This is a genomic window from Amazonocrinis nigriterrae CENA67, from assembly GCF_016056305.1.
GTDB lineage: Bacteria > Cyanobacteriota > Cyanobacteriia > Cyanobacteriales > Nostocaceae > Amazonocrinis > Amazonocrinis nigriterrae.
Map to the genome: position 1 here is coordinate 66,722 of NZ_JAECZC010000017.1, position 9,690 is coordinate 76,411.

Sequence of the window (9,690 nt, forward strand, 5' to 3'; positions counted from 1 at the left end):
GATTGCTCAAAACCTTAGAGCAACTGGGTTTCCACTCAGCAACCCCACATACGCGCGTCTGTCTGGCGACCGAACGCAGTGGCTTGACGATAGCGGGTTCGCCGTTAGGCGTTCTCGTACCCCTACGCTTAAGCAAGCTACGCGTAGGTCTTTGAAAAAGAAGAGTAGCCGCACCAAGCGTCTACAGCACTCAGCAACGCCACTTGCACTCAACGAGGGAACCTCCCTTCGGGTGACGCTCGCAAGCTCGCTAACGCTGCGCTAACGGTAGTTCCTCCACTTGGGGAGACCCCAAGACCGGACTACCTCACCGCAACGCAGTGGCTCCACCCTGCGGGTTCGCCGTTAGGCGTTATCGTTCGCGTAGCGTCTCCGAAGGAGAAGAGTAGCCGCACCAAGCGTCTACAGCACTCAGCACTTTGCTATATCAACTTGAGAATTCCTTCACAAGTTCCTCAAATTGTTTTTCTACATTGAGAGTATACCTAAGACCAGCAATCTTAAATTCTATCGGGGGCTTGATTTACTCTATTACAGTTTATAACGATACTTCGGGCAAACAAATCTGATTTAACTTCAGGACTCACGCAAACAATAGCCTAAACCCTGAATTTGACTAGGGGCAATTCATGAATTGTTCCTACAAGCTGTAGTTTCGCGTAAATCCTAACCTTGTGCCTTGGCATAGCAATGTCTTAGGCAAGACAAGCTATTGGATAAACATTCTGAACAGCTACAAAGAGATGATAAATATTCACCAAGTTTTGATGAACATTTCTCTAAAAATATAACATTCGCTATTCCCAATTCATTTTTTAGCAGAATATTTTCCGAACTATCAACTACTTGAAATCATAATTGAATATCTAGCATATGAAACCAATGAATATTATTAGGGAAATTAATGATGAATTAGCGATCGCTGGACAAATTACACCGGAGCAATTACAAGAAATTGCTGATGATGGTTATAAATCTGTACTTAATCTGCGATTACAAAATGAATTAGGTATACTAGATAGGGAACAGGAAAAAATTGAGCTTTTAGGATTGAAATATATCAATTTTCCTATCCAGATTGAAGAAATTAATTATCAACTTGCAAGCCAGGTATTTCAGATAATTACTCAACTACCTAAACCTACTCTGATACATTGTGATAATTCTATGCGTTCAGCAGCTATAGTATTGCTATACATTTCTACAAAACAAGGTATCACTTTTGAGAACGCATTTCAAAAAACTATAAAATTAGGTTTAGTTTAGCTTGTATTTTTATATAATTTTATTATCAATAATAAAATTAATCAAATTTATTTAAATTAAGCGTCAAAAAATATTAATAAACAAGGTTAAGAATATGCCTAAAACTCTCGTTAATCTAACTATTCCAGTAGTAGTTCAAGAACTTGAATATACTCTAGAAAATTATCCTCATCATCCATACCAAGAAGCTTTTGCTCATCCTGATCTCAGGCAAATTTTACTAGCTTATATCCTCAATAGAATTCCAAATCATTACATCACAATTGATGAAGCAGAAGCACAAGCATTAACCAATTCAGAAGAACTACGTGTTTTTTTAGAAAACAAATGGCATATAGAAGAGATAATTCACCAAGGAATTGATAAAATTCTGTGCGAACAAGCAGACGAGGTTAACCGTCACATTCCAGAAATAGTTGATCCAGCGCGTGTAGCATCCCATTGGTTTGGTTAATATCAAAAGGCAGGAGTTAATAGTTCTCAGTCAAAAATTATATCCCCCTGCCCCTTATCCACTTCACTAATTGTGCAGCCTGTTAGATTTCGATGAATAAAGTGCTGTCATATTTGGCTCTAAGTAAAGTGACATTTTATCACCTTGGTAACTAGTGGTTTTGTTGTCATAGGTTTCTAAAGAATCTAAATCAGGAATTTTACTTAAAACTTGAGAATTACTTAGATTATCAGAGCTAGTGATGGAATAATTAATGTTTCCTGGTATATTTTCACTTATAGATAAGGGTGTGGACGAAACTTGGTTGTTTTCTTTGATTAAACGACTATAAGTTCGTTGAGGAATAAAATGAAGTGGATTGTGACCAACGAAACGTAAAATCAGGACGCAAGCCCAAGAATATCTGCCTTCAGTAATAGCTCCTATAATTTCATTCAATTGTTCAGGAGTAATAATGTTGTGAAAATTGATTTTAGAAGACATGTGGTAGTTCATAAGTTACCCTTAGAGAAATTATCTAATTAGAACTTGAGGAAAGAATTTCACATTTAACGCTTTCCTGATTGAGTCAAGGAGTATATCTGCATGGCAAATTTAGAGATTGTTTTACGGCTTATTAGGCTGATATTAACCTAAAATTAGTACCAATTTTAAGTTACAATTGTGGCAGAAATTGAGTATTACTTCAAATACTTTGCTATTTGATAATTTTATTGGGTAGTAAGATATCAGTTGTAGAACAACTCAGTTTGACTGTACAACCACTATATTTAACTAAATGAAAAATCGAAAATTATGAATATTTAGCTAGTAATTAATACTAATCATCAAGTCAACAATACTGATTGGCATGTTAGCCGAAATTCTTACTAGGTAACACAGTATAATGATATTTTTGTTGACTGTAGGCTGATTTACTAGCCTTAGTGTGAACTTGTGGTTTTGAGTTTACTTGAATGGTCGTACTTCAGCACTGGCTTCTAGGGACTGTTTAAGGTAATTAGCGATTGGTAAACTAACAAGTTTTGCTAAGCAATTGTTGAGTTTTGAAGTCAAAAACTGTATAACTCATAACTCTTCCTTTACTTATTGGTGATTACCATCACAACTTCTGTGTGACTTCCAAGTAACTGAACTGCCAAAGTCAGTGTTTTGCCTAAGAAATATGCCTAATATATAGACTACTCTTTATTGACAAGTACTTTAGCCAAATTGGCATTTTTTTGAGTAAACAACCAGTAGAGGGGCTGGGGCGATGGAGGAGATGGGGGAGAAATAACTCCTAACTCTAACTCTTAACTTCCAACTCCTAACTCCTAACTCCTCATTTTGAATTTAGGCGAATTGGTATGAGTAAGTTGTCTTTGCGTTTCATACCAAAGCTAGAAGCAGAAGTCTTTCAGGTTTATCTAACATACAAGGGTAAAAAGGGAAATGTACCTCTGAACACCCGTCGAGTCTAACCACAGCTATTGAGGAAGAAGAATGAGGTCGTGACCTAGCCATAGTTTTGGACTTCATCATGCACGAACTGCTTGAAGCTGTATTAAGCAGTGATGAAAAAACTGCTTTGTATCAGTTGATTTTGACATTAAAAAGTACAAGTACCTCAAGTAAGTGTTTCTTCTTGAGAAATGAGATATTGCAAACGTTTGCATACTACTGTCAGCAATCCCAAAAGCCTGCTTACTTTTACCACTCTTCCTCTATTGGTAAACTGATTCACTACACTCATGAAATGATTGTGGAAGAGGAAGCTACTTGGTTTGTTGTGCGACCCAAGATTGCTAGCCAACAAGTATGGCGAGTCAAATCAGACTTGACTAGCTACGAGGAAATGACATCTCAGGCGTATTTAGATGTAAGCGATCGCTTGGTCAATTCCTACCAACCCCACCTTCTGGAAATCGACCTCAAACCTTTTTATGAAGATGCTCCCAAGCTTTGCGACTCCAGAAATATTGGTCAAGGTCTAGCTTACCTCAATCATTACCTGTCAAATAAATTATTGACTGAACCCCAATACTGGCTAGAAGTGATGTTTCAAGCATTACATCAGTTGAATTACGATGGTATTCCTCTACTGATTAGCGATCGCATTACTTCAGGTCAAGAGTTAGTTAAACAAGTTAAGCAAGCCCTCAAGTTGCTTGCTTCACAACCTCCTGAAGAACCTTACGAAAAATTTCGCTTTCAACTCCAAGAACTTGGCTTTGAGCCTGGTTGGGGAAACACGGCGGCGCGAGTTCGTGAAACTTTACAACTTTTAGATCGATTGATTGACACGCCACAACCCGCGATCCTCGAAGCATTTGTTGCTCGTGTACCCGCTATTTTTCGGGTCGTCTTCATCTCTATACACGGTTGGGTTGCTCAAGAAGATGTCTTAGGACGAGATGAAACACTCGGTCAAGTTATCTATGTGCTGGAACAAACTCGCAGCTTAGAAAACAAACTACAACAAGAAATCAAAATCGCTGGTCTTGACCTGCTGGGAATTCAACCCCACATAATTATTCTCACCAGGCTAATTCCTTGTTGTGAGGGAACAGACTGCAATCTGCGTTTGGAAAAAGTCCAAGATACTGAAAATGCTTGGATATTGCGCGTTCCTTTCCGTGAATTTAATACTCAAATCACCAGTAAATGGATTTCTAAATTTGAGATTTGGCCGTATTTAGAAACATTTGCTGAAGATGCTGAAAAGCAACTGTTAACCCAATTTAATGGATGCCCTAATCTGATAATTGGTAACTACAGTGATGGCAGCTTAGTAGCTTCTCTTTTATCCCGCAGCCTCAAAGTTACTCAGTGTAATATTGCCCATTCTCTGGAGAAAGCTAAATACTTATTCAGCAATTTATATTGGTCAGATTTAGAAGAGCAATACCATTTTTCAGCACAATTTACAGCCGATTTAATAAGTATGAATGCCGCCGATTTTATCATCACTTCATCCTATGAAGAAATTGTCGGTACTCCAGACACTATGGGTCAATACGAGTCTTATAAGTGTTTTACAATGCCGCATCTATATCACGTAGTTGATGGGATAGATTTATTTAGTCCTAAGTTTAACAAAGTGCCACCAGGAGTGAGTGAGAAGATCTTCTTTCCTTATACCCAAAAAGAGAAGCGTAATCCCAGCCTCAGCGCTCAAGTCCAAGACCTACTTTTTGATTGCCAATGCCCCCAAATTTTTGGTCACTTAGAGCAGCCGCAAAAGCGACCGATTCTGAGTATTGCTACTATCACCTCAATCAAAAACCTTACAGGTTTAGCTGAATGCTTTGGTAAAAGTCAGGCTTTACAAGAGCATTGTAACTTAATTATCATCACTACAAAATTGCATCCTGATGAAGCTACAGTCCCAGAAGAAGCAGAAGAAATCCAAAAACTTAATGAAATTATTAATGAGTATCATCTACATGGAAAGATTCGTTGGATAGGAATGCGTCTCCCTAGTATAAATATAGGTGAAGCCTACCGCATAGTCAGCGATCGCAGAGGAATCTATGTGCATTTTGCCCGTTTTGAATCCTTTGGACGCAGCATTATAGAAGCAATGATTTCCGGCTTACCAAGTTTTGCTACTGAATTTGGTGGTGCTTTAGAAATTTTCGATGAAAGAGATAATGGATTTATTATTAATCCTACAGACTTAGAAGGAACAGCTAATAAGATTTTGGCATTCATTGAGAAATGCAATACTTATCCTGAGTACTGGAATCAAATTTCAAATACTTTTATTGAACGAATTCGTAACAGATACAATTGGGAAATACATACCAGTAAACTATTATCGCTTGCGAAGATATTTAGTTTTTGGAACTTTGTTGCTCCAGAAAATAATGAAGTCAGGGATCGTTATATGGAAACCATATTTCATTTAGTTTTTAAACCAAGAGCAGAAAAAATTTTAGAAAAGCACATGGGTTGCTTTGCTCCGGGAGTGGAGAGTAGGGAGTAGGGAGTGGGGGGAGATGAGGGAGATGAGGGGGATGAAGGGGATGAGGGAGAATAACTTCTTTTTCCCAATTCCCTATGCCCAATTCCCAATTCCCAATTCCCTATGCCCAATTCCCAATTCCCAATTCCTTATGCCCAATTCCCAATTCCCAATTCCCTATGCCCAATTCCCAATTCCCCATGTCCAATTTTATTTATACAGACTGGATATTAAGAGAAACCCAGTTTAACCCTGATCAGTTGCATTCATTAGAAACAATCTTTACAATCGGCAACGGTTATTTGGGAACACGGGGTAGTTTTGAGGAAGGCTATATTCGTGCATTGCCAGCAACTTTCATTCACGGTGTCTATGATGATGTGCCGGTGGTGTACACAGAATTAGCCAATTGCCCTGACTGGCTACCATTGGTGGTGATAGTCAATGGCGATCGCTTCCGCCTCGATCAAGGCGAGATATTACAATATGAGCGACAGCTTGACGTGCGTCAGGGGATTCTCAGCCGTTCTTTGCGTTGGCGTAGTCCAACTGGCAAAACCATAGACATTCGTTTTGAACGCTTTGCCAGTTTAGCTGATGAGCATGTATTGGGACAACGCTGTCATTTAACGCCTTTAGATTTTGATGGCTTGATTGAAATTCAGGCCAGCATCAACGGCTATCCTGAAAATCAAGGCTTCAATCACTGGGAAGATTTAGACCAAGGCAAGACCAATACAGGAATCTGGTTACACAGTCGCACCCGTACCTCCCGGATTGAGGTTGGCATGGCGGCTAAGATGACAATATCTGGAACAGAGGCATCGTTACAAGTTAACACTGCACCCGGCTATCCTACCTTAAGTGCAACCTTTTTCGCTTCATCAGAACAAACTGTCATAGTAGAAAAGTTGGTGACAGTTTTTACATCACGGGAGATTGACAAACCAGTTCTAGCAGCGCAAGAAAAACTCGCTCACAAGAGCGACTACACAACACTACTCAAAGCTAATGAGCAGGCTTGGGATGAGGTTTGGCAAAAAAGTGACATTTTGATAGAGGGAGATAGCACAGCTGCTTTTGCTGTCCGCTACAACTTGTTTCAGATCATCATCGCTGGTTCTAGGAATGATCAAAAGGTGAGCATTCCCGCTAAAACCCTTTCAGGTTTTGGCTATCACGGTCATATTTTTTGGGATACGGAAATTTTTATCCTGCCTTTTTTTATTTTCACTCAACCAGCTATAGCTACGAATCTAGTTAGTTATCGCTACCACACTTTAAATGGTTCCCGGCGCAAGGCATCTCATTATGGATTTAAAGGAGCCATGATTGCTTGGGAAAGTGCTGATACAGGTGATGAGGTGACACCACGTTGGTCACTGCCGAATGATTATTATGGTGAGGACGTCCGGATTTGGTGCCGCGATCGCGAAATTCACAACAGTGCAGATATTGCCTACGCGGTTTGGAATTATTGGCAAGCAACTGGTGACGATGAGTGGATGCGGGATTGTGGTGCTGAAGTGATCTTAGATACCGCTATTTTTTGGGCTAGCCGAGTCGAGTTCAATCCTCAGTTTGAACGTTATGAAATTCGTGGTGTGATTGGGGCAGATGAATACCACGAATTAGTACACAACAACACCTTTACCAACCGCATGGTGCAATGGCATTTAGAGAAAGCCCTGATTGTTGATGATTGGCTGTGTCACAACTTTCCCGAACAAGCTGCCGAACTAGAGAAAAAATTGCAACTCACCTCAGAAATGCGATCGCACTGGCAAGATATCATTGCTAAACTGTGGATTCTTTACGACCCTTCAACAGGCCTCATAGAGCAATTTGAGGGATTTTTTCAATTAGAAGATATCAACTTGGCAGATTATGAACCACGCCAAAAATCGATACAAGCCATCTTAGGCAACGAAGCAGTTAACAAGCTTCAAGTAATCAAGCAGCCAGATGTCTTAATGCTGCTTTATTTAATGCGACAATCAGCAGATTTTCCCTACAACCAAAAAGTATTACAAGCAAATTGGGACTACTACGCACCCCGCACAGATATTACCTATGGTTCATCCCTTGGCCCAGCAATTCACGCCATCTTAGCCTCGGATTTGGGCAAAACAGCAGAAGCTTACAAACTGTTTATGCAGGCAGCAATGGTGGATCTCGAAGATAGGCGAGGTAACACCCATGAAGGTATTCACGGAGCTAGTGCTGGTGGTGTTTGGCAAGCTGTGGTTTTTGGCTTTGCTGGCATTCAACTGAGAGAACATAGACCTGTAGCTAATCCTCACCTGCCTCCTGGCTGGACACGCCTGAAGTTTAAGCTGCAATGGCGCGGTCACTGGCACGAGTTTGATCTGCGTCCCCAACAAATCAACCAAGAGCAAAGCAGCAGAGAATTTCTCTCATTTACCCAACTCCCCAACTCCCCATCCCCATTATGCCCCCCACCTCCCTCATTCCCTCCCAAACTCGACATCCGGGGAGTTATCTTCGATTTAGATGGAGTATTAACAGACACAGCAGAATATCACTACTTAGCTTGGCAAAAGCTAGCAGATGAAGAAGGTATACCCTTTAATAGACAGGCAAACGAAGCGCTGCGAGGAGTATCTCGTCGCGCTTCGCTCATGCTGATTATTGGTGATAGACAGTATTCAGAAGCACAAATCCAGGAAATGATGGAACGGAAGAACCGCTATTATGTAGAACTTATCCAAAACATTTCCTCCAAAGATTTGTTGCCAGGTGCGATCGCACTGTTAGATGAATTAAAGCAAGCTGGAATTAAGACAGCTATCGGCTCAGGGAGTAAAAACGCCCGTACAGTTTTAGAGAAACTGGGCATTGCTGATAAAGTCGATGCAATTTTAGACGGTTACAGTGTACAGCAACCCAAACCAGCACCAGACTTATTTTTACACGCCGCCAAACAATTAGGAATCGAACCCAAACAAAGTGTAGTTATGGAAGATGCAGCCGCAGGTATTGAGGCAGCCCTAGCAGGTGGCATGTGGGCAATAGGACTTGGCCCAGTTGAGCGCGTAGGAGCTGCTCATGTTGTTTTGCCTAGCCTCAAAGGCATCACATGGACAGACATACAAGCTAAATTAAACGAAGCTGTTAGACAAATTCATAATTCGTAATTGTACAGACGATTCAGCGAATCGTCTGTACTCAGATATAGTCTACTCCCCTGCTCCTGAAGCTCCTATCTTTGAATACAACTTGGTATGAGAATATGGCAGTTAATAATCAGGAAAAAATTATTGCTTTATGGACAGTATTTTTACTTGGAATACTGTTTCATACTCTACTAGGCCTGATGCCCCTTTTTCATGGCTTAAGTGTTGTTGAATCACAGAAAGCTACATCGATAAGTGATATTTCTGGAATTATGTGGTTAATGTTGGGCTTTTTTGTACTGCCGATGTTGGCAATCATTGCTACTGCCTTCACTGATTCCAGACGCTATAGAGTGATTCATTTTGGCTTGACTGTGTTTTATAGTGTGATGAATTTAATTCATCTGGTGGCAGACTTGCTGTTGCCGCAAATTATTTGGTATCAAATTGCCTTGATAGTGCTTTTGTTTTTGATTGGCTTGCTACTGAATTTTGTTGCATACCAATGGATGCGATCGCAATTCCCAAGTAACAACAGGCAACAACGGATAACAGCGCCTCGTTAGGGAATTTCAAATAAACAAAGAATCAATAGCTTTGGTGAGCAGAGGAGCAGAGGAGCAGGGGAAGAAAAAATATTTTGTGCAACACCAAAATGTGAAGGAAATATAAAGTTAATCTATAGTAGCGGTATAGACCTTGACATTGTACCCCGCACCAGCGATAAAGGTCAAGCAATGCAATTTTTGCACCAAAAGTAGAAATTTGCAGCAGAACAAACAGTTGTGTACAGTGATTCGGGCAATGATATTGCTTTGTTTGCTGTAGGCAACGAACGGGGAATCATAGTCGGGAATGCCCGAAAAGAGCTACTCCAGTGGTAC

Annotated in this window: 6 protein-coding genes and 1 pseudogene; 6 read left to right on the plus strand and 1 reads right to left on the minus strand. The window is 40.4% G+C overall.

The features are described from left to right. The first annotated feature begins 882 nt into the window (after positions 1 to 882). Positions 883 to 1,266: a beta-lactamase hydrolase domain-containing protein gene (locus I8748_RS12015; RefSeq protein WP_198124812.1), complete on the plus strand. Its 384-nt coding sequence runs from the start codon at positions 883 to 885 to the stop codon at positions 1,264 to 1,266. A gap of 94 nt (positions 1,267 to 1,360) precedes the next feature. After that, a complete protein-coding gene (locus I8748_RS12020; protein WP_198124813.1) occupies positions 1,361 to 1,720 on the plus strand; it encodes a hypothetical protein in 360 nt (119 codons plus the stop codon). 66 nt (positions 1,721 to 1,786) lie between these two features. Here I8748_RS12020 and I8748_RS12025 read toward each other — a convergent pair whose 3' ends face one another. Continuing rightward, positions 1,787 to 2,215 carry a HetP family heterocyst commitment protein gene (locus I8748_RS12025; protein WP_198124814.1) on the minus strand — a complete coding sequence of 143 codons (429 nt, stop codon included), beginning with the start codon at positions 2,213 to 2,215 and terminating at the stop codon, positions 1,787 to 1,789. Between the two features lie 1,027 nt (positions 2,216 to 3,242). Here I8748_RS12025 and I8748_RS12030 point away from each other — a divergent pair. The 4 genes and pseudogenes from I8748_RS12030 to I8748_RS12045 form a co-directional block, all read left to right on the plus strand. Beyond that, positions 3,243 to 5,690 (plus strand): sucrose synthase, encoded by a 2,448-nt coding sequence (locus I8748_RS12030; RefSeq protein ID WP_198124815.1) that lies wholly within the window; start codon positions 3,243 to 3,245, stop codon positions 5,688 to 5,690. 179 nt (positions 5,691 to 5,869) lie between these two features. Next, positions 5,870 to 8,827 (plus strand): beta-phosphoglucomutase, encoded by a 2,958-nt coding sequence (pgmB, locus tag I8748_RS12035; RefSeq protein ID WP_198124816.1) that lies wholly within the window; start codon positions 5,870 to 5,872, stop codon positions 8,825 to 8,827. Positions 8,828 to 8,922: 95 nt separating this feature from the next. Continuing rightward, a complete protein-coding gene (locus I8748_RS12040) occupies positions 8,923 to 9,372 on the plus strand; it encodes a hypothetical protein (protein WP_198124817.1) in 450 nt (149 codons plus the stop codon). Between the two features lie 90 nt (positions 9,373 to 9,462). Continuing rightward, positions 9,463 to 9,690, plus strand: a pseudogene (locus I8748_RS12045) (HAD family hydrolase); the annotation flags it as partial.